Genomic DNA, 19,322 nt, shown 5'->3' with positions numbered 1-19,322 from the left:
ATTAGTCAAAAAAATAATTGCATAAAAAATGATCATTCAGCTTGGATCCATCACAATTGACACACCGGTTTTCCTGGCCCCCATGGCCGGAATAACCGATTTGCCGTTTCGCCGTATTGTCTCGCGGTTTGGTGCCGGCCTGGTGTTTTCCGAGATGGTGGCGAGCAAGGCAATGGTCGCCGAAACCCGCCGTTCCCTGCGCCTGGTAAAAACCGAAAAAGACGATGGCCCCCTGGCCGTGCAACTGGCAGGCTGCGATCCGGCCATCATGGCGGAGGCGGCCAAACTGAACGAGGATCTTGGTGCCCAGATCATTGATATTAATATGGGCTGCCCGGTCAAAAAAGTAACCTCCGGCATGGCCGGTTCCTCGCTGATGCGCGACCTGGATCAGGCAGCCGAGATCTTGAAGGCAACCGTTGAAGCGGTCAGCATTCCGGTAACCTTGAAAATGCGGACGGGCTGGGATGACGACAGCCGCAACGCGCCGTTGCTGGCGAAAATAGCGGAAGATGTCGGGATCAAGATGTTGACCGTCCACGGCCGGACGCGGTGCCAGTTCTTTAAAGGGGAAGCAGACTGGCGATTTATTCGCAAAGTCAAGCAAGCGGTTTCCCTGCCGGTTTTTGCCAATGGGGATATCCTGAGCGTTGAAAATGCCAAGGAAGCCCTTGCCCAGTCGGGCGCGGACGGCGTGATGATCGGGCGCGGCAGTTACGGTAGGCCCTGGTTTGTCTCACAGGTTGCCGCCTATCTGGCAAATGGTGAGAAACTTCCCGATCCTGATTATGCTGTTCAAAAGGCTGTCGTTCTTGAACATTACCGGGCCTTGATCGAATTATATGGCGAGGAGGTGGGAACCCGTGTCGCCCGCAAGCATTTAAGCTGGTATTCGGAAAGATTGCCCGGTGGCAGTGTCTTCCGCAGCAAGGTAATCCGGATGACCGACTGGCGCGCGGTCGAACAAGAGATTATCGCCTTTTATGATGAGTTTTCGTTGCGGGAAAGTGCCTAGGATGGATAGATCAGCGGAAAAAAACCAGGAATCCAAGGGCGGACCGGAGATGATGGCCAGCTCCGTCCTCAATGCCATTCCCGATCCCATTGTCGTCATTGACGAGAAGGACTGCATCAGTCTGGCAAACCCCGCCGGTGAGGCGTTCTTTGGATCCTCACTTTCCATCTTGAAGCGGACCAACCTGACGGAGCTTGTTCCCTTTGGGAGTCCATTATTTGGACTGGTCGAGCAGGTTCGGCAAACCCGTGATTGTGTTTCAGAATATAGTGTGGATCTTGGAACCCCGAAAACCGGCATTAAAAATGTCAATCTACAGGTATCGTCGCTATATGACACGTCCAGTGTGGTTGTCCAGATTGAGGAGCGGACCATTGCCCATAAAATGGACCGGCAGCTCACCCATCGCGGCGCCGCCCGTTCCGTAACGGCCATGGCCACCATGCTGGCCCATGAAGTGAAAAACCCGCTCTCGGGAATTCGCGGATCTGCGCAGCTTCTGGAAATGAATGTCTCGGACGGGGACCGGGCGCTAACCCAGCTCATATGTGATGAAACGGACCGGATCTGCGCTCTTGTCGACCGGATGGAGGCTTTCTCAGATGACCGGCCCATTGCCCGTGATGCCGTGAATATTCACGAGGTTCTGGAGCATGTCCGCATGGTATCCGCCGCCGGGTTTGGCAAAAAAATCCTCTTTCGCGAAAATTACGACCCGTCCTTGCCTTTCGTTTACGGCAACCGCGACCAGCTGGTTCAGGTATTGCTCAATCTGGTCAAGAATGCCGCCGAAGCCGTGCCCGATGATGGGGGGGAAATTACCCTGACCACGGCATACCGGCATGGCATCCGGCTGGCGGTTCCCGGCAGCAAGGACAAGGTTCAACTGCCGCTGGAGGTTGGCATTCTCGATAACGGATCCGGGATATCTGAAGAAATCGTCCCGCATATTTTTGATCCCTTCGTTACCACCAAAACCGGGGGCAGCGGTCTCGGACTGGCACTTGTGGCCAAGATCGTCGGTGATCACGGCGGGATCATCGAATATGACAACCGTCAAACCGGGGGGCATTTCCTCATCCGGCTCCCGATTTACAATTTCACCAGAATGGAAACGTAACCCATGGCAGGCACAATTCTCGTCGCTGATGATGACCAGAGTATTCGCACCGTTCTGGATCAGGCACTTTCCCGGGCAAATTATGTGGTTCGCTCCACCGGGAATGCGGCAACCCTGTATAACTGGGTGCTTGAAGGGGCCGGCGATATCATTTTGACAGATGTGGTGATGCCAGACGAAAACGGCCTTGATCTGCTACCGCGGATCAAGAAAATCAGACCCGATGTGCCGGTGATTGTCATGAGTGCGCAAAATACCCTGCTGACCGCCATCAAGGCGACGGAACGGGGCGCCTATGACTATTTGCCGAAACCCTTTGACCTGAAAGAACTTTTGCAGGTTGTTGAGCGGGCTTTATCCAAGCCTAAAAAGTCCTACCGTCGCGGCGGACAGGATGACGAGGATGACACGAAAATTCCCCTGATCGGCCGGTCTCCGGCCATGCAGGAGATTTACCGCGTGTTGGCGCGCTTGATGGGAACAGATCTCACCGTGCTGATTTCCGGGGAAAGCGGGACGGGGAAAGAGCTTGTCGCGCGGGCCCTGCATGAATATGGCAAACGGAAAAACGGTCCCTTTGTGCCGATTAATATGGCGGCAATCCCCAAGGAACTGATTGAATCCGAGCTGTTTGGTCATGAAAAAGGGGCCTTTACCGGCGCCGATACGCGGGCGATCGGGCGGTTTGAGCAAGCACAGGGCGGGACTTTATTCCTGGATGAAATCGGCGATATGCCGGTTGAAGCCCAGACAAGGCTTCTTCGGGTATTGCAGCAGGGTGAATATACGACGGTTGGCGGCCGTACCGCCATCAAGACGGATGTGCGTATTGTGGCGGCGACAAATCGCGATTTGCGGCAATTCGTCCGGCAAGGCCTGTTTCGGGAGGATTTATATTATCGTCTCAATGTGGTTCCCTTGCGGTTGCCGCCGTTGCGCGAACGGGCCGAGGATATTCCTGACCTTGCGCGGCATTTCCTGACTCAAACGCAGGAAGAGGGCTTGCCGGTCAAGAGTATCGGAAGTGAGGCCCTGGATAGGCTCAAGAAGCATAAATGGCCTGGAAATGTCCGGGAGCTGGAGAATTTGGTCCGGCGGCTTGCCGCGCTCTATTCGGATGATGTGATCGACACCTCCATTATTGATCAGGAACTTGCCCCGCAAGTTGCCAATGGTGCTGGCGATGTGAATATTGAGGATGAAAATCTTGGAACGGCGGTGGAACGACATTTGTCGAAATATTTTGCTGCTCATTCAGGGAATCTACCGCCGACGGGATTATATGACCGTATTTTGCGCGAAATTGAACGTCCCCTGATCAGTCTTTCATTGGAGGCAACCAATGGAAATCAGATAAAAGCTGCAGATTTGTTGGGGGTCAACCGAAACACCCTGCGGAAAAAGATACGTGAGCTGGATATTCAAGTTGTGCGCGGCCTTAAGTGATGCTTAAATACCACAATGTGGTATATTGATAACCTGACCTTATTTCTCGAAGAAAGAGCTATTTTCAGCCCTTCTGACGTCTTGTCCTTGGAACAGTAGCGTGACACAAACACAACAGGTTAAAATGAAATCCGGGTTTCCGTTGCTGCGATGGGCGAGCAAGATAGGTCTTGGCCCGAAGACGTCCTTCTTCGTGGCCATGCTGGCCATTGCCAGTGGCATAGCCACTTACCAGTCCCTGACCATCGAAAACCCGGTTTACACGCGTCTTTTGCTGATTGCCGATATTGTATTTGTCGTCTTGCTGGCTGTTGTGATCTGTCACCGGTTGATCCGCATGTGGCGTAAAGGGCAGGTAGGCGGATCGGGCAGCCAGATGCATCGCCGGATTGTTCGGCTTTTTTCTCTGATCGCGGTGGCGCCGGCGCTGATGGTGGCGCTGTTTTCCGCCTTGTTCTTTAACATCTATTTTCAGAAACATTTCTCGGACCCGGTGAATACGGCGGTTTCGGAATCGCTCGTGGTTGCCGATGCCTATATTAAGGAACATATTCAGAATATCCGCTCCGATGTGTTTGCCATGGCCGCACAGATTAACCGGGCGCCGCCTCAGATTTTGGAAAACAGAGCCCGTTTCGGCGCCTATTTGAGCGATCAGGTAATTGCCCGCAATCTAAGCGAGGCTGTGGTTATTGACGGTGCGCAAACTGTCATTGCCCAGTCTGAATTGAGCTTTGCCCTGGAATTTGATGAAATTTCTCCCGCGACCTTTAATGACGCGCGCGAACAGGATGTGGTTATCACGACCACCGGGAATGATGACCAGGTGCGGGCTTTGATCCGGTTGGATCGCTTGCTGGACGGGTATTTGTATGTAAGCCGTTTTATTGAGCCCCGGGTTCTGGGACATCTGGAACGCACCCGGGCCGCCGCCGCCGAGTACCGGGAACTGAAAGATGAAGGCTTTGGTATTCAAATTCAGTTCGCAGCGGTTTTCTTTATTATTTCGCTGATGGTGGTCCTGGCGGCAGTGTGGTTCGGCCTGGTGATCGCCTCCCGCCTGGTGGGTCCGATCGAGGATCTGGTTAAAGCGGCGGAACGGGTTCGGGCGGGTGACTTGATGACCAAGGTGGATGAACATCGGGCCTATGATGAAATGGCGACTTTGTCACGGGCCTTTAACCGGATGACCGGGCAGCTGCTGACCCAGCGCAAAGAGCTTGAAGAGACCAACGACAAACTGGATGAAAGGCGCCGGTTTATGGAGGCTGTGCTCTCCGGTGTTTCAGCAGGAGTGATCGGTGTCGATAAAAACGGGTTGATCAATTTACCGAACCGAACCGCAACGGAACTTCTCGGCCTCAAATCCCAGGAGCTCATTGGTCAGCCTTTCGCCGATGTGGTACCGCAAATGGGCTTTCTACTGGATGAGATCAGGGACCGGCCCTACCGTGTTGCGGAAAGTCAGGTGCAATTGCAGACGGGGGGCATTCACCGGCATTTGCTCGTTCGTGTGGCCGCCGAGATTTCCGGCAGTGGACTGCAGGGATTTGTCGTCACGCTGGATGAGATCACCGATCTGGTCTCCGCCCAGCGAATGGCCGCCTGGGGAGATATTGCCCGCCGCATTGCCCATGAAATCAAGAACCCGCTTACGCCCATTCAACTCTCTGCCGAACGAATTAAACGTAAATATGGCAAGCAGATCGTCGATGATATTGATGTTTTTAATCAATGTACCGATACGATTATCCGGCAAGTTGGCGATATCGGTCAGATGGTGGATGAGTTTTCGTCCTTCGCCCGAATGCCGACCCCAAAATTCAGCCCGGAAAATCTGGTCGAGCTTGCCGGGCAAGCCGTCTTTTTACAAAAAGTTGCCCATCCTGAAATCGACTATGTTTTCAATGACGTTTCCATACCCATGACCTATGACTGTGATGCATCGCAAATTAACCGGGTTATTACAAACCTGCTGCAAAATAGCGCCGATGCCATTGCCGGTCGGGACGGTCCGGCAGACAATCTTGAAAGAGGCTCGATCACGGTCGAAATTTTTCGGAAAAACGACAATTTCGTCCTTCAGGTTACGGATAATGGACGCGGCCTGCCGGAAAAAGACCGCAGTCGCTTGACCGAGCCTTATGTTACGCACCGTGACAAGGGAACCGGGCTGGGCCTGGCGATCGTTACCAAAATTATCGAAGAACATGGGGGCACGCTCACCATGATGGATGCACCGAACGGGAAGGGCGCGCAAGTCCAAGCCGCCTTTCCTACCAATGAAATAAGATTAAGAACAGGGAATGACTGATTATGTCTGCGGACATTTTAATAATCGACGACGAATCCGATATCCGGGAACTCATTGCCGGAATCCTTGATGATGAAGGATATGAAGCCAGGACGGCAGGAAATAGTGATGAATGCTTCGCCGAAGTTTCTCATCGCAGGCCCAATCTAGTTATTCTGGATATCTGGCTGCGGGGCAGCAAGCTGGATGGTATCGAGATTTTGCAGCAATTGGTGAAAGATCACCCGAATTTACCGATCCTCATGATCTCCGGCCATGGAAATATCGAGACAGCGGTGCAGACCATAAAGCTCGGGGCCTATGATTTTATCGAGAAACCGTTCAAAGCCGAGCGTCTTATCCAGCTTGTCGAAAGATCACTGGAGGCCGTGCGATTGCGTCGGCAAGTCAAGGAGCTAAAACACAAAGCCGGTGAAGTCCTGACCGATTTGGTCTGCCGCTCCAATGTGATGGTACAGCTGCAGCAAACCATCGAAAAAGTGGCACCAACGGGAAGCCGGGTCCTGATTGCCGGCCCGTCCGGGTCGGGCAAGGAAGTCGTCGCCCGCCTTATTCACGAACAATCAACAAGAAGCAACGGACCTTTCGTGGTCCTCAATGCGGCCACCATGGCGCCGGAACGGATTGAAATTCAATTGTTCGGGGTTGAGGAAGGCCGCATGAGTTCAACAAAAGGGGGACGGCGCGGCTTGCTTGAAAAAGCCCATGGCGGGACATTGTTTCTCGATGAAATCGCTGATATGCCCATGGAAACACAGGGCAAGATCCTGCGTGTTCTCGTCGATCAGTCCTTTCAGCGTGTCGGCGGGAGCGAGAAAATCAAGGTGGATGTACGGGTTATCTCTTCGTCCAGCCAGGATTTGCAGGATGCCATGCAAAAAGGAAAGCTGCGCGAAGACCTGTATCACCGCCTGGGTGTTGTCCCCATTTCGGTGCCACCCTTGAAGGAAAGGCCCGAGGATATCGGGCCGTTGGCGCGGTTTTTTATCGAACGCTTCGCCTCCAGCTCTGGCCTTCCCATCAGAAAAATAGGCGAAGATGCCGTGGCGACCTTGCAGGCGTCCTCCTGGCCCGGCAATGTACGGCAACTCAAAAATGTCATCGAACAGATTATGATCCTGGCGACAGGAGATAAATCGGCGCCGATAACCGTGGAGATGGTTCCTGCAGATGCCGGGTCCGCACAATCCGTCATGGTAGGACAAAATGATAATACGGAAATTATGGCGTTACCTTTACGGGAAGCCAGGGAGCGTTTCGAGAAGGAATATCTGGAAGCGCAAATAAACCGGTTCGGTGGAAATATTTCGCGTACCGCCGCTTTTGTTGGTATGGAGAGATCCGCTTTACATCGTAAATTGAAATCGCTTGGTGTGAGCAATGGCGAGCGAAAGAAATTTGCGGAGTAAGGCCTGCATGTAGGGTAGCGACGATGACTTATGGGGAGTATTTACCGCAATGAAGGTAATTGTTTGTGGTGCAGGGCAGGTTGGATCGAATATTGCGCGTCAGCTCGCCCGGGAAAGAAATGATGTCACGTTGGTGGATCAGTCGGCGGAACTGGTCCGTAAAATCGGTGACGAGCTTGATGTTCGGGCCATGGTAGGGCATGCCTCCCATCCAAATGTCCTTGAGCGGGCCGGCGCCCGTGATGCGGATATGCTGATTGCGGTCACGTATAGTGATGAGGTCAATATGGTGGCCTGTCAGATCGCCCATTCGCTGTTTGATATCCCGAAAAAAGTCGCCCGTATTCGCTCCCAACAATATCTGGAGCCTATCTGGTCTCACCTGTTCAGCAGAGACAACCTCCCCATTGACGTAATCACATCTCCGGAAATCGAGGTTGCGCAAGCGATTGAACGGCGCCTGAAAGTGCCCGGGGCCATCGATACTGTTTCATTCGCCGAAGGCCGGGTTCAGGTAATTGGGGTCCGTCTGGATGAACGATGCCCAATCGTCAATACACCCTTGCGGCAATTGACTGAATTATTCCCGGATTTGAATGTCGTCGTTGTCGCAATTTACCGTGAAGGCAACATGATTGTTCCCTCAAGCGTTGACCAGATGTACCCCGGGGATGAAGTTTATTTTGCGGCAGATAGCAAACATGTCTCCCGCGCAATGCCCCTATTTGGACATGAGGAGCAGGAAGCCAGAAGTATCGTCGTTGTCGGCGGCGGGAATATTGGCCTTCATTTGGCTCAGTTCATAGAAAAGAACATGCGGAATGTTTCGTTGAAGATTATTGAGCATAATCGAAAGCGTGCCGAGGATATTCTGGAGCATCTGGAGAATACGGTTGTGCTGCATGGTGATGCGCTTGATCCGGATTTGCTGCAAGAGGCCAATGTTGCCCGAGCAGAAACAATTGTTGCCCTGACAAATGATGACGAGGTCAACATCCTGTCATCTTTGCTGGCAAAGGGGCAGGGATGTGAAACAGCCATTACGCTGATCAATAACCCGGTTTTCGGTAACCTTGTGACAACGCTGGGGATAGATGTTGTCGTCGACCCCCGTGCCACCACGGTATCTGAAATTCTCCAGCATATTCGTCGTGGCCGTATTCGGGGACTGCATTCGTTTCGGGATGGGGCGGCAGAAGTTGTCGAGGGCGAGGCCCTCGAGACCTCACAGCTTGTCGGCAAGCCATTGAGAGAGATAAATCTCCCGGCAGGGACAATTGTTGGTGCGATCATTCGAGGCGACAAAGTCGAAATTCCAAGAGGAGATACGATCATTAAAACCAATGACCGGGTGGTTATGTTGGGATTACGCAATGCTGTACGTAAAGTCGAAGAAATGTTTACTGTCAGTTTGGAGTTTTTCTAAGCCTTATGCTGCTCGCTCCCGCCTTCATGATCCTGGGTTGGTCACTGGTTTTCCTGTCGGGATTAATGGTGCTGCCACTTCTGTTTGCGTTGCTGGTGTCGCAGATTTTTGTGGCGACAAGTTTTTTCATGTCTGCAATCATCACGGTTTTTCTGGGCGGAGGGTTGGTGTTTGCTACGCGAACGGAAACCGCCAGTCTTGGTCGGCGAGAAACCTTTCTTTCGGCGACGTTGATATGGGTAATTGTGCCGTTATTTGCGGCATTACCGCTTTACCTGAGTGACGCCATCCCGTCTGCAACCAATGCTTATTTTGAAGCTTTATCCGGATTTACAACCAATGGCGCGTCGATTATCGAAAACCTGGATGAGCAGGCACCCAGTGTATTGCTATGGCGTAGCCTCATCCAATGGGTTGGTGGATTTACTTTAATCGTGTTTGTCTCGCTCCTTGCGTCGGCCTTCAATATTCCTGGAAATAACCCGCTCACACGGGCGATCGCGAAAAGTACGCGTCGCCGATTGTCGCGGCGGATCAGGTTCGCAGTTCTGTCCATATTGAAGATTTATGCCCTTCTGACGGCCGTTTGCATTGTTGCACTTTGGGCGGTAGGGATGCCGGCTTTCGATGCAATTTGCTATGCTTTCAGCACAATTTCTACAGGCGGATTTACGACGTCAGACGATACCGGTGAGATATTCAGCAGCCGGTCCATCGAAATCGTCCTGATGGTTTTCATGGTGATCGGCGCCCTCAATTTCTCACTCCACTGGTCCTTCTTCAACGGCGATAGAAAGGCCTATTTCAAGGATCCTGAATATCGGTATCTTTTCCTGGCCATTGCATTGGGGAGTTTTGCCGTGTTCTGGTTGATGATGGCTGAAACGGACATGGGAGTATTTGATACCATCCGATACGCTATTTTCAATTCAGTTTCAGCTATTACCACAACGGGATATAATTTGCCCCTGGTGTCCAGCACCGGGCAATATTACTGGCCAATCGGGGCACTTTTTCTGATTTTGTTTTTAATCACCATTGGCGGGTCAACCGGATCGACGGCTGGCGGCATCAAGCTGATGCGGGTGTTCGTTTTGTTTAAGCTTTCAGGGGCGGAGATTAAGCGACTCAGCTTCCCCAGCGGCGTTTTTTCCTTGCTTTACGGGGGACGGCGGCTCTCCCGCGAGCAAATCATGTCGGCCTGGACATTTTTCGTTATCTATTGCTTTGCCTTGGTGCTGGTAACTTTACTATTGGCGTTCAACGGGCTCGATTTTCAATCATCGCTGTCCTTGGCCGTCACCAATCTCGCAAATGCAGGTTCGGCAGCTCAGCCCTTGATTACAGATGTACAAATTGGTACAGAAAATTTTATTAGTTATAATCAGTTACCAAATGCTTCCAAATGGATATTGTGTATAACCATGTTGGTCGGACGGCTTGAATTTTTTGCCGTACTTTCGCTTTTTAATCCGGCTTTATGGCGACGCTAAAAACAGGAAACCAAATGTCTCGAATTGCTTATGTAAATGGTCAGTATCTGCCTCACCGCCATGCAAGTATCCATATTGAAGACCGGGGATATCAGTTCGCGGACGGTGTCTATGAGGTCGTAACAATCGTAAACGGTAAAATGATTGACGAAGAAGGTCATATGGAAAGGTTATGGCGGAGTCTGGGCGAACTTCAGATTGATGCGCCCATGAAAGCCGGACCGCTCAAAATGATTATGCGCGAGGTCGTTCGCCGGAACGGTGTAGTAAATGGCATTATCTATTTACAAATCACCCGAGGTGTTGCGCCGCGGGATCATCCTTTTCCAAAAAATACGACACCTGCGTTGGTCATGACAGCCAAACGGCTTTCCATGGATAAATCGGAGAGGACAGCACAAGCGGGGGTGAATGTCGTCACTGTTCCGGATATTCGCTGGGATCGTTGCGATATTAAATCGGTATCCCTGCTTCCCAATGTTTTGGCAAAACAAGCCGCAAAGGACAAGAACGCCTATGAGGCCTTTCAGGTCGATAAGAACGGCATGGTAACTGAAGGCAGTTCAACCAACGCTTGGATTGTCAATCAAGATGGAAAAGTTATTACCCGGCCGACCAGTAATGAAATTCTGGCGGGAATCACGCGCGCTTCCTTACTTCGGGAACTCGAGAAGAAGGGAGTGGAGTTCGAATTGCGAAGTTTCACGGTCGAGGAGCTTCATAACGCCCGTGAAGTTTTCCTGACCAGCAGCACATCCTATGTTTTACCGGTGGTTAAGGTCGATGAACATGTAATTGGAAATGGTAATCCGGGTAGTATTTCTGTGACTTTACGACAGATTTATCGTGATTTTATGGAAGATGCTTCCTAGAGTTTAGGCATGATTTCACAACATTTTGTTGTTTTTTTGCCAAAAGCTATATTTCTGGCCATTTTTTCGTTATTATGCTTGTGTTTAGTTCAATAAATCCTTATGTCAGGGAAACTTTTTTGCCTATTGCATTAGATTTTGGTTTTGTATAAACCACGCGGACTAAAAAGTTAGCAAGATAACTCGATGACTGAAGGATGATTGAACCAAATGGCCGCAGAAAAATCACAGAACGTGCAGGATGTATTCCTGAACAAAGTACGGAAAGACAAAGTCCCTGTGACTGTATTTCTAGTTAATGGTGTGAAACTTCAAGGCGTGATTAGCTGGTTTGATAATTTCAGCGTATTGTTGCGTCGTGATGACCACGAACAGCTGGTCTATAAACATGCTATTTCCACCGTAATGCCTTCAGGCCCAATCAAGCTGTTTGACCCGGCAGCAGGCGAGGTATAAATTTCTAATTTTATTGGATATTTATTATAGCAGAAATTGATCCCAATGCAGAGCGTGACGGCTTACGCTCTGGAGAATCAGCATTAGTCCTCCATCCTTTCGTAAAGAGAAACGAAAAAGGTAAGCTTCGCAATCCGGAAGGATGCCTGTCAGAGGCTGTGTCTTTGACGGCTGCTATTTCCTTGGACGTCGTTCATTCTGAAGTTGTTCCCCTCAATAAACCCAAACCGGGGACGTTGTTTGGGGAGGGAAAAATTGATGAACTCGGCCACTTTATAAAAAACCTTCATATTGATGTTGTCATAATTGATGGCGCCGTAACCCCGGTCCAGCAGCGCAATCTGGAACGGCGATGGCAAGTGAAGATCGTCGATCGAACCGGTTTGATTCTTGAAATATTCGGTGAACGGGCACAAACCAAAGAGGGAACACTGCAAGTTGAACTGGCCCATCTCAGTTATCAGCGAACCCGTCTTGTCCGGTCCTGGACCCATTTGGAGCGACAGAGAGGGTCTTTAAGCTTTATTGGCGGACCGGGTGAATCCCAACTTGAAATTGACCGACGGCTTATTGATGACCGGATCGTCAAAATTAAACGCCAGCTTGAATCGGTGGTAAGAACTCGTGAACTCCATCGTGCAAAGCGCAAAAAAATCCCCTATCCGATTGTTGCCCTTGTCGGTTATACGAATGCCGGTAAATCAACCTTATTCAATCGGTTGACGGCATCAAAAGTGTTTGCTGAAGATCTTCTCTTTGCAACGCTTGACCCGACAATGCGTAAAATTGACCTGCCCGGCGGACAAACCGTTATTCTTTCTGATACGGTTGGGTTTATTTCAGATCTGCCGACGGAACTGGTCGCTGCATTCCGGGCAACCTTGGAAGAGGTGCTTGAAGCAGATTTGATTGTCCATGTTCGAGATATCACCCATGAAGATACAGAAGCACAGAAGAAAGACGTCTTCGATGTGCTGAAGCGCCTTGGTGTTGATATAGATGATGAGCATGGTTATCTGGAAGTGCTTAACAAGATTGACCTGCTGGAACCGGAAAATACCGAGATAACCCTCAACGGTGTCGGGCGTGACGGCAGTCTGGCGGCAATTTCGGCGGTGACAGGTGAGGGGACGGAATCCCTTCTGTCTATAATCGAAACCAAATTGACGGCACGTCAGAAGGTATTGTCTCTCGATTTACCAGCTTCAGATGGCGCGACATTGTCCTGGATTTACCGGAACGGGACGGTATTGGACCGCGAGGACCGGGAGGAAATAGTGCATATTGACGTGAAACTTTCTTCTGAGAATGTTGGGAGACTTGAAAAAATGATAAATATAACGGTTTAACCAGTTGTTTTATTTGGCATTTTTCACTCTGTTCCAAAGATCATCCATTTCTTCCAGCGTGCTGTCAGATGGTTCTTTCCCCCTGTCGGCCAGGAGGGATTCGACCGCCTGAAACCGGCCTGTAAATTTTTGATTTGCTTGTCGCAATATTGTTTCAGGTTCCAGATCAAGATGACGGCCTAAGTTAGCAAGAACAAACAATAAATCTCCATATTCTTCCGCAATTCTTTGTTTTGACCCGCCTTTGTTGATTTCATCTTTCAATTCCGCCATTTCTTCGTCGATTTTATCGAAAACCGGATTTATGTCCGGCCAGTCAAAGCCAACTCGAGCCGCCCGTTTTTGAAGCTTAACAGCGCGTGTAAGGGCAGGAAGGCCGTTTGCAACGCCATCCAGTGCAGAAGGCGGCTTGGCGCGTTTTTTTGCTTTTAACGCACGTTCCTGCGCTTTGGTTTCCTCCCAGGCCAGGGTTTGCGCTTCCGCGGAGCCGATATCCGTTGTTCCGAACACATGCGGGTGCCGGCGGATCATTTTGTCGGAAATTGCGTCAATAACCCCGTTAAAATCGAAATCTCCTTGTTCCTTGGCCATTTGCGCATAAAAGACCACCTGAAACATTAAGTCACCAAGCTCGTCTTTCAGATCGTCCATATCACCTTCTGAAATTGCATCTGCGACTTCATAGGCTTCTTCGATGGTATGGGGGGCAATGGTTGAAAAATCCTGCTCCAGATCCCACGGGCAACCGCCTTGCGGATTACGAAGCCGGGACATGATATCGAGGAGACGGTTGATCGGCGAACTTGTATCAAGATTTTCCAAGGCAGGGACCTCATGGGCAAAATTTACGAATTGTAGTTTAATGTATTTCTTTTGCCATATGCCAGTCGTAACATTGGGAATGGTTTAAAAACAAAGTGATCCCATGGAAGACAGCGAGCAACAACAGATCAGAAAAAAGCGAAAGCCAAAGGAGCCGACGCCAAGATGGATACGAGAACAAGCCTTGAGATATCTGGATCGGTTCGCAACAACGACCCATAAAATGCGCACCCATCTGTATAAAAAAGCTGAGCCTGCACTGGCTTTGTTTGAGCTGGATGAGGCCGAGCTTCGCGCGACCATAGATACTGAAATCTCCAAATTAGTGGCGTCCGGCTTTATGAATGACAGTGAATACGCTGCCAGCAAAGCGCGACTGATGGCGAAACAGGGAAAATCCTTGAACCAAATTCGCCGTAAGCTGATGGAGCTTGAACTTTCAGAGGATATTCAGGAATCTGCCCTTTCCGGATTGGGAGAGGACCAAGAGAAAATAGACATGGCTGCCGCAGCACTCTATGTACGGAAACGAAAATTTGGCCCGTACAAACCCGAGGAAACTCGGAAGGCAAGATGGGAAAAGGAAATGGGATCCCTGGCGCGGAATGGCTTTTCCTACCGGATTGCAAATCGTATTTTAGCGATGGATACCGTTGAAGGTATCGAAGACCTGATTTTCGGGATTCCGGGGTTAGGTGAGGGGTAAGGGACAGGATGAAATGCGACGGGTCACCGTTAGACAGTAACTTGTGAAAGGATTAAAAATAACAGGCCGCATTAAAGGGCCTGTTAATATCAGGGGCAAAAAGATGGAGCTTCGCACCGAACGAAAAGAAGATATCGAGACCATCCGGCAACTTACGAATGCCGCCTTTAAAGACATGCCATTTAGTAACCAAACCGAGGCCGCAATTGTTGATGCTTTGCGCTATCATGACGCCTTAACTATTTCGCTGGTAGGTGTAGACGGTGATAATATAGTCGGCCATATAGCCTTTTCACCAGTCACCATAAATAATTTGGAAGATGGTTGGTATGGGCTAGGCCCGGTATCAGTATGGCCGGATCGTCAAAAGCAGGGCATAGGATCAGCGCTGATACGCGAGGGGTTACAAAAATTGAAAGATTTGGGAGCAAAAGGCTGTGTTTTGTTGGGGGATCCAAATTACTATAGTCGCTTTGGCTTTGAATGTGATCCGGAGCTAAAATATACAGATGCTCCCGCAGAATATTTTCAGCGACTTGTTTTCATAACGCCAGCACCGAAGGGAGCGGTCAAATATCATTCCGCATTCGAGCAGGGCTAACTGGCGCTTTAATTTTAAGAGATGATTATAAAATTATTCCATAGTCGAATGACATTTTAAAAGCCCGAAAGGGCACAAGCTAACAAGTATCGCACGTCATAAATGAGTTTATCAGTCGATGATATTTTACGCATAATATATATTATGGAAAATAACGATATGTCGTTTTATGGGCTTTTCGATGGCCCCTATAAGCATTTCCCGATCGCTTGATGATATAACATGGTTAGAAACTTCCCTGTTGGGCCTTTAAACTCCATGTAGAGTATGAAATATCTATCGGGGCAATTGAAGCCATTCATTGTTGCCGCTTGATAAGTGCTCTCCCCAATTCATTTGAGCAGCGGATTTGGTATCGTTGGACATATTGTCAGCGAAATTTCCAGTCACTTAAATTCAAGCGACTGGATCCTAATGAGAAATCTAAAACCCGATTTTCAGCGAGCTCAGCATGAGATCAGTGTACTTTGGTGCCTGATCGCCACGTAAAACAATGATATGGACCGCGTCATAACCAATGTCGCAAATTTTCATATCTTCATCTTGTAGCCGATGTGGCTGGCTGTGAAATCAAGATTGTCGTAAAACCGATGAGCGTCATCCCGGGTCTTATCCGTTGTCAGCTGCACCAGTTGACAGTTTGATTTTTTGGCTCGGTCGATTGCATCCAGCATCATCTTACGGCCTATACCGGAACCCCGTAGTGACTGATCTACTCGAACACTTTCGATTTGCGCACGTGGTGCGCCACCGCGCGAAATGCCGTAAATGAGCGTAAATTGGTAGCATCCGACAATTCTATCGCCTTGCAGGGCGATGATAAAATTATTGTCTTTTTGTGACTGCATGTCCTTGAAAGCATCAATATATGCTTTTGAGGGTGGATTTGAGAGCGTTTCGCGTTTGGATCCCAGTTGATCCTGGGCAATGAGCCTTAAAATGTCATAAAGATCCCTCTCCTGCGCAATTCTAAATTGGAGCGTATCTGACATCTAAACCTCGATTTCCATCCCGTCATAGGCAGGTTCAACGCCATCAGGTAAGTCATTGATAAGAGTTTGGTAATCCAGGTCAACATGCATATTCGTCAGAATTGCCCGTCGAGGTTTTAACCGGTCAATCCATTCAAGGGCCGTTTCCAGATTAACATGAGTTGGATGCGGCTTGTAGCGCATTGCATCGACGATCCAGGTATCAATACCGCTCAAAATATCGAAGCCATTATCATCGAGATTTACCAGATCATTGGAATATCCAATTTTTCCCATTCTGAATCCCAAACTGGTGATTGAACCGTGATCCTGATCGAACGGAATAAAATCAATATTACCGATATTAAACGGGCCATCAATAAGATGGTCTGTTAATATGGCAGGATAAGAATTTCCGTTAAGCTGCTCAAAACAGTAATCAAAACGTTTTTTCAAAATAGAAAGTGTTTTGTGATCACTCCAGACATCTACGCGTCGCCGATTATGGATTGCGAGCACCCGAAGCTCGTCAATTCCATGGCATTGATCTGCATGTTCATGGGTCCAAACAACAGCATCTAGATCATCAACCTCTGCATCCAGCAACTGTTGCCGTATATCCGGTGACGTATCGATGAGAACACGCGTATCCTTTTCTTCGACCAATATGGAGCAACGTCGCCGACGGTTCCGCGGCTCGTTCGGATCGCATGCCCCCCATTCATTACCAATTCGCGGAACACCGCCAGATGTCCCACATCCCAGAATCGTAACTTTCATTTAGCTGTCCGTTCTATTTTATTGAACAATTTGAAGAAGTTATCTGTTGTTACCGAAGACAATTCCTCAAAGGTTATTTCTTTTAATACGGCGACTTTTGCAGCTGTATGCGCAACAAAGGATGGTTCGTTGGATTTCCCGCGCTTTGGAACGGGCGCTAAATATGGCGCATCGGTTTCAACAAGAAGTTTTTCCAGTGGAAGCTTGCGAACATGATCTTGTAATTCTGTTGCCGTCTTAAATGTCACAATCCCTGAAATCGAAACATAAAAACCAATTTCCATTGATTTTTCAGCAACTTCCCAGCCAGAACTAAAGCAATGAATAACGCCGGTAAAAGGCCCTTTTTCATATTCTTCACGCAAAATGTCAATTGTATCGTTATCGGCGTTCCGAGTATGAACAATCAGGGGAAGTCCGGTTTCGCGAGCTGCATCGATATGAATTCTGAAGGACTTCTTTTGCAGCTCCCTTGGCGCATGTTCGTAAAAGTAATCCAGGCCCGTTTCACCAATGGCAACTACATTCTGATTTTGGGATAATTGAATTAGTTTTTCCGTCGTGACTTCGTCACCTTCGGTTTCAGCCTCATGCGGATGGACACCGACCGAGCAGTGAATGTTATCATATGCCTCTGCTATACCAAGAACGTGATCAAATTCACGTAACTTGGTGCCGATTGTCAGCATATGCCCGACACCGGCATCCCCTGCCCTGGCGACCACGTTGTCAAGCTGGCTTGATAGCTGTTCAAAATTTAAGTGACAATGGCTGTCGACGAGCATACCTAATCCTGTTTTATTTTTTCGGCAACATGCGTTCTACATTTAAAAACAGATTGAGAACAACTTGTTTTCGGTCAAGGTTAATGGAATCGGCTTTTGCCATAAGGCGATTTCCTTTCTCCCACAAGTCGACCCAATGTACCAGTGAATTGCCGGATATCATTTTCCGCATGATATCCGTTTCCTCTGCTGACAAATCGTTCATATTGAAATCGTTACTGGCGGCACGAACAAGCCGAGATATCCACCATGGATACAGGTCACAGATTGTTCTGTATACATTTTCGCCATCTTTACGCGCAGAAATATCCGCTAGCCCATGTAGCTTTTCAGCGTCAAGTCGCGGGTAGTTACGAAAAATCTGTAGAAAACCGGCGAAGATATCGAGGCCTCCAGTTTCCAATAATTGCATTGCTTTGCCGGGGCTGCCTTCTGCAAGCGAAACAAGCATTGCTGCTTGCGCGCTGTCCAATTCCATCATGTAAGGCGTAAGTACCTGGCGGAGATCTTCTGTTTTAAGTGGCTTTAGCGGAAGTAACCGACAGCGAGACCGAATAGTCGGCAAAAGGTCCGCTGGCGTGTGTGAAAGCAGCAGAAAAACTGTTTTTTCGGGCGGTTCTTCAAGTATCTTCAATATGGCGTTGGCCGCATTATTGTTCATGTCGTCAATTGTATCAATAATGACTACCCGCCAGCTTCCTTCAGCTGCCGTCATTCTAAAGAAATTGGTGAGCGACCGAACATCATCGACACGGATAACGCTGAATAGTTTTTTGCCCTTTGCGTCATATTGTCGTTTGAGGATCGCAAGATTCGGATGGGCTCCCGACTTGATCAGTGAAATGGCTGGGTCTGCAGGATCGCTTTCCAACGTTTCAGGAGGTCCAAACAAACCACCTGATGACGCTGAGCTTAAGAGGAATTTTGCTGCCCGATAAGCGAATGTTGCTTTCCCTACCCCCTTCGCTCCGGTGACGAGCCATGCATGGTGAAATCGGCCGCTGGTGAAATTCTCCACAAAATTCTTTTCCGCTTGAACGTGCCCGACAAGCTCTGTTGAATTTTGGGGGTGTGGGTAATTATCCAGCACATCCGAGGCCGGAATTTCCGTCACGCCAATAGCCTTTCAAGAGTTATCCGCCGCAGCTCTGACTGCACCGCGTCAATCGATTTTGTCGCATCAATTACTACGCACCGATCAGGGTTTTTCTGCGCAATGTCAAGAAAACCATCTCTCAGTCGTTCATGAAATGCAATATCCATTTTTTCAAAGCGATCCTCATCGTGAAGTCGATCATCGGTCCTGCGAAGCCCCTCTTCCGCTGGCATATCAAAGACAAAAGTTAAGTCTGGTTTGAAATTACCAACAGCAAAATCATGTACTTTGCTTACAACATCTTCACCCAATTGGTTACCATAGCCTTGATACGCCATTGTCGAGTCTGCAAAGCGATCGGAAATTACCCATTGACCCTTCTCAAGCGCCGGCCAGACAGTCAGGCGCAAATGATTTCTTCTTGATGCATAGAATAGCAATGTTTCCCCTACGGCGTCCCAGCGATCTGGCTCACCGGTTAGGATAAGTTCGCGAATTTCGTCAGCCCCTGGGGCGCCGCCAGGTTCTCTTGTCAACAAAACATCAATCGATTTAGTTTTAAGAAAATCACTCAGCAGACGAGCTTGCGTGGATTTCCCACTGCCATCGCCACCTTCAAGAGTTATAAATCTGCCTGGAAACTGCTCACCATCCTGCATAT

18 protein-coding genes are annotated in these 19,322 nt (G+C 49.3%); 12 read left to right on the top strand and 6 right to left on the bottom strand.

What is annotated here, in order from left to right; all coding sequences use genetic code 11:
- The first annotated feature begins 28 nt into the window (after positions 1-28).
- The 10 genes from dusB to hflX all read left to right on the top strand — a co-directional run bounded on the left by dusB (position 29) and on the right by hflX (position 12,900).
- Entirely contained in the window at positions 29-1,015 is a 987-nt protein-coding gene (gene dusB, locus NBZ79_RS10300; RefSeq protein WP_251932308.1) for a tRNA dihydrouridine synthase DusB, read from the top strand.
- A gap of 1 nt (position 1,016) precedes the next feature.
- Positions 1,017-2,135: a two-component system sensor histidine kinase NtrB gene (locus tag NBZ79_RS10295; protein WP_251932306.1), complete on the top strand. Its 1,119-nt coding sequence runs from the start codon at positions 1,017-1,019 to the stop codon at positions 2,133-2,135.
- A 3-nt stretch (positions 2,136-2,138) separates the two neighbouring features.
- Complete coding sequence (gene ntrC, locus NBZ79_RS10290; protein WP_251932305.1) at positions 2,139-3,581, top strand: nitrogen regulation protein NR(I); 1,443 nt, start codon at positions 2,139-2,141, stop codon at positions 3,579-3,581.
- A gap of 100 nt (positions 3,582-3,681) precedes the next feature.
- The gene (locus tag NBZ79_RS10285; protein WP_251932303.1) at positions 3,682-5,895 is read left to right on the top strand and encodes a sensor histidine kinase NtrY-like; all 2,214 of its coding nucleotides are present in this window, start codon (positions 3,682-3,684) and stop codon (positions 5,893-5,895) included.
- Between the two features lie 2 nt (positions 5,896-5,897).
- A complete protein-coding gene (ntrX, locus tag NBZ79_RS10280; RefSeq protein ID WP_251932301.1) occupies positions 5,898-7,304 on the top strand; it encodes a nitrogen assimilation response regulator NtrX in 1,407 nt (468 codons plus the stop codon).
- Positions 7,305-7,353: 49 nt separating this feature from the next.
- On the top strand, positions 7,354-8,730 hold the full coding sequence (trkA, locus tag NBZ79_RS10275) for a Trk system potassium transporter TrkA (RefSeq protein WP_251932300.1): 1,377 nt from the start codon (positions 7,354-7,356) through the stop codon (positions 8,728-8,730).
- Between the two features lie 5 nt (positions 8,731-8,735).
- Positions 8,736-10,223: a TrkH family potassium uptake protein gene (locus tag NBZ79_RS10270; protein ID WP_251932298.1), complete on the top strand. Its 1,488-nt coding sequence runs from the start codon at positions 8,736-8,738 to the stop codon at positions 10,221-10,223.
- 14 nt (positions 10,224-10,237) lie between these two features.
- Complete coding sequence (locus NBZ79_RS10265; RefSeq protein WP_251932297.1) at positions 10,238-11,095, top strand: D-amino-acid transaminase; 858 nt, start codon at positions 10,238-10,240, stop codon at positions 11,093-11,095.
- A gap of 210 nt (positions 11,096-11,305) precedes the next feature.
- Complete coding sequence (gene hfq, locus NBZ79_RS10260) at positions 11,306-11,551, top strand: RNA chaperone Hfq (RefSeq protein WP_251932295.1); 246 nt, start codon at positions 11,306-11,308, stop codon at positions 11,549-11,551.
- 158 nt (positions 11,552-11,709) lie between these two features.
- Complete coding sequence (gene hflX, locus NBZ79_RS10255; protein ID WP_476749695.1) at positions 11,710-12,900, top strand: GTPase HflX; 1,191 nt, start codon at positions 11,710-11,712, stop codon at positions 12,898-12,900.
- Between the two features lie 9 nt (positions 12,901-12,909).
- Here the strand turns inward: hflX and mazG are convergent, their stop codons facing one another.
- Complete coding sequence (mazG, locus tag NBZ79_RS10250) at positions 12,910-13,674, bottom strand: nucleoside triphosphate pyrophosphohydrolase (protein ID WP_476749706.1); 765 nt, start codon at positions 13,672-13,674, stop codon at positions 12,910-12,912.
- A gap of 151 nt (positions 13,675-13,825) precedes the next feature.
- Here mazG and NBZ79_RS10245 point away from each other — a divergent pair, with 151 nt between their 5' ends.
- Positions 13,826-14,428 carry a regulatory protein RecX gene (locus tag NBZ79_RS10245; protein ID WP_251932290.1) on the top strand — a complete coding sequence of 201 codons (603 nt, stop codon included), beginning with the start codon at positions 13,826-13,828 and terminating at the stop codon, positions 14,426-14,428.
- A 103-nt stretch (positions 14,429-14,531) separates the two neighbouring features.
- A complete protein-coding gene (locus NBZ79_RS10240; RefSeq protein WP_251932289.1) occupies positions 14,532-15,029 on the top strand; it encodes a GNAT family N-acetyltransferase in 498 nt (165 codons plus the stop codon).
- A 530-nt stretch (positions 15,030-15,559) separates the two neighbouring features.
- Here the strand turns inward: NBZ79_RS10240 and NBZ79_RS10235 are convergent.
- Genes NBZ79_RS10235 through tmk form a run of 5 tightly spaced genes read right to left on the bottom strand, consistent with a single transcriptional unit; the run spans position 15,560 to position 19,320 of the window.
- Positions 15,560-16,021 carry a GNAT family N-acetyltransferase gene (locus NBZ79_RS10235; protein WP_251932288.1) on the bottom strand — a complete coding sequence of 154 codons (462 nt, stop codon included), beginning with the start codon at positions 16,019-16,021 and terminating at the stop codon, positions 15,560-15,562.
- Entirely contained in the window at positions 16,022-16,780 is a 759-nt protein-coding gene (locus tag NBZ79_RS10230) for an MBL fold metallo-hydrolase (protein ID WP_251932287.1), read from the bottom strand.
- Positions 16,777-17,565 carry a TatD family hydrolase gene (locus tag NBZ79_RS10225; protein ID WP_251932286.1) on the bottom strand — a complete coding sequence of 263 codons (789 nt, stop codon included), beginning with the start codon at positions 17,563-17,565 and terminating at the stop codon, positions 16,777-16,779. The genes NBZ79_RS10230 and NBZ79_RS10225 overlap by 4 nt, the downstream gene beginning before the upstream one ends.
- Positions 17,566-17,578: 13 nt before the next feature.
- Positions 17,579-18,679: a DNA polymerase III subunit delta' gene (locus NBZ79_RS10220; RefSeq protein ID WP_251932284.1), complete on the bottom strand. Its 1,101-nt coding sequence runs from the start codon at positions 18,677-18,679 to the stop codon at positions 17,579-17,581.
- Positions 18,676-19,320, bottom strand: a complete 645-nt coding sequence (gene tmk, locus NBZ79_RS10215) for a dTMP kinase (RefSeq protein ID WP_251932283.1) — start codon at positions 19,318-19,320, stop codon at positions 18,676-18,678. Before tmk ends, NBZ79_RS10220 begins: the two co-directional genes overlap by 4 nt.
- Positions 19,321-19,322: the final 2 nt, after the last annotated feature.

Source organism: Sneathiella marina, from assembly GCF_023746535.1.
Taxonomy (GTDB): Bacteria; Pseudomonadota; Alphaproteobacteria; order Sneathiellales; family Sneathiellaceae; genus Sneathiella; species Sneathiella marina.
The sequence above is the reverse complement of the archived record's forward strand: the minus strand, read 5'-3'. Positions and strand labels throughout refer to the sequence as shown.

Bases quoted from the DNA above. Each gene is read 5' to 3' on its own strand.
- NBZ79_RS10295 (WP_251932306.1), top strand. From the start codon at position 1,017: ATGGATAGATCAGCGGAAAAAAACCAGGAATCCAAGGGCGGACCGGAG.
- trkA (WP_251932300.1), top strand. From the start codon at position 7,354: ATGAAGGTAATTGTTTGTGGTGCAGGGCAGGTTGGATCGAATATTGCG.
- NBZ79_RS10270 (WP_251932298.1), top strand. From the start codon at position 8,736: ATGCTGCTCGCTCCCGCCTTCATGATCCTGGGTTGGTCACTGGTTTTC.
- hfq (WP_251932295.1), top strand. From the start codon at position 11,306: ATGGCCGCAGAAAAATCACAGAACGTGCAGGATGTATTCCTGAACAAA.
- tmk (WP_251932283.1), bottom strand. From the start codon at position 19,320: ATGCAGGATGGTGAGCAGTTTCCAGGCAGATTTATAACTCTTGAAGGT.
- NBZ79_RS10245 (WP_251932290.1), top strand. From the start codon at position 13,826: ATGGAAGACAGCGAGCAACAACAGATCAGAAAAAAGCGAAAGCCAAAG.
- dusB (WP_251932308.1), top strand. From the start codon at position 29: ATGATCATTCAGCTTGGATCCATCACAATTGACACACCGGTTTTCCTG.
- NBZ79_RS10235 (WP_251932288.1), bottom strand. From the start codon at position 16,021: ATGTCAGATACGCTCCAATTTAGAATTGCGCAGGAGAGGGATCTTTAT.
- NBZ79_RS10240 (WP_251932289.1), top strand. From the start codon at position 14,532: ATGGAGCTTCGCACCGAACGAAAAGAAGATATCGAGACCATCCGGCAA.
- NBZ79_RS10225 (WP_251932286.1), bottom strand. From the start codon at position 17,565: ATGCTCGTCGACAGCCATTGTCACTTAAATTTTGAACAGCTATCAAGC.
- mazG (WP_476749706.1), bottom strand. From the start codon at position 13,674: ATGTCCCGGCTTCGTAATCCGCAAGGCGGTTGCCCGTGGGATCTGGAG.
- ntrX (WP_251932301.1), top strand. From the start codon at position 5,898: ATGTCTGCGGACATTTTAATAATCGACGACGAATCCGATATCCGGGAA.
- ntrC (WP_251932305.1), top strand. From the start codon at position 2,139: ATGGCAGGCACAATTCTCGTCGCTGATGATGACCAGAGTATTCGCACC.
- NBZ79_RS10230 (WP_251932287.1), bottom strand. From the start codon at position 16,780: ATGAAAGTTACGATTCTGGGATGTGGGACATCTGGCGGTGTTCCGCGA.
- NBZ79_RS10265 (WP_251932297.1), top strand. From the start codon at position 10,238: ATGTCTCGAATTGCTTATGTAAATGGTCAGTATCTGCCTCACCGCCAT.